Below are 1288 nucleotides of genomic sequence, written 5' to 3' on the forward strand. Positions count from 1 at the left end.
CTGTAGCAAACTCTGTGGGAACTGTTGCCTATTCTTGGAAAAACAGCGCTAACGCAGAAGTGGGAACAGCAGCTTCAGTTTCAAACCTGCCTGCCGGAACATATACTTTAACTGTAACTGATTCATGCTCTTCACAGACAAATTCTGTGACTGTAGGGCAACCTGAAGTTCTAACCTGTTCAGTTATTCAAACTAAAGCGGTTACTTCAAACGGTTTAAGCAATGGAGAAGCTATTGTAACAGCAATTGGCGGTAATGGCAATTACACTTATCAATGGGATAATAACGAAACTACACAAACAGCAATTGGATTAAGTGCAGGACTTCACTCAGTAACTGTTACTGATTCAAAAGGGTGTACAACATCTTGTACTGTTACTATAACTGAACCTAATGTGCTTTCTTGCAGTATTTCTCAAGACAGTGCTGTAAAATGTTTTGGTGAAAATAATGGTAAAGCAACTGTAAATGCTATAGGTGGTAACGGAGACTATACTTATCTTTGGGATAATGGAGAAACTACAGCACAAGCAATAAACTTAACTGCAGGTTCACACTCTGTAACCGTAACAGATAAATTAAATTATACTACAACTTGTTCGATAACAATTACGCAACCACAAAACGCATTGAGTGCAGTAAAAACTCAAACAGATGTTACTTGCGGTGGAGGTAGTAATGGTTCTGCAACAGTAACTGTTTCTGGAGGAACTTCAGGATATACATACAACTGGAATTCAACTCCTGCACAGACAACTGCAACTGCAAATAATTTAACTGCTGGAAATTATACAGTTGTTATTACTGATGCAAATGGATGTACAATTTCTGAATCATTTACGATTTTAGATGGTGATTCAATCATACCTGTTATAGATGCACTGCCACAAACAACAACTATCAATTGTCCAGAAGAGCCTGTTTTTGTACAAGCAACTGCTACGGATAATAATGGAACTATTTCTTCATTAACATATGTAGATAACACTGTTCAGGGAAATTGTGCAGGATCATATACTGTAACAAGAACATGGACTGCTAAAGATGCTTGTGAAAACATTTCACTTCCGGTTAGTCAGACTATTATTGTTCAAGATATTACTGCGCCAAGCTGGACAACTGCTGCGGGTTCTCTAAACGTTACTTTAGAATGCAGCGACACAGCTGGACTTGCAAATGCTCAGGCTTTATTCCCATCTGCTTCAGATTTATGCGATGCCGATGTTTCAAATATCGTAAAAGTAAGCGGACAGTTCACGGCTTCTGAAGGATGCGCAAATGCTGGAAC

General features: G+C 38.7%; 1 protein-coding gene. It reads left to right on the forward strand.

Annotated elements, in window-relative coordinates; genetic code table 11:
• Positions 1–1288: SprB repeat-containing protein (locus DM444_RS00205; RefSeq protein ID WP_204251646.1), on the forward strand; the 1288-nt coding region annotated here is incomplete at both ends.

The sequence above is a fragment of the Flavobacterium ginsenosidimutans genome (assembly GCF_003254625.1).
GTDB classification, from domain to species: Bacteria; Bacteroidota; Bacteroidia; order Flavobacteriales; family Flavobacteriaceae; genus Flavobacterium; species Flavobacterium ginsenosidimutans.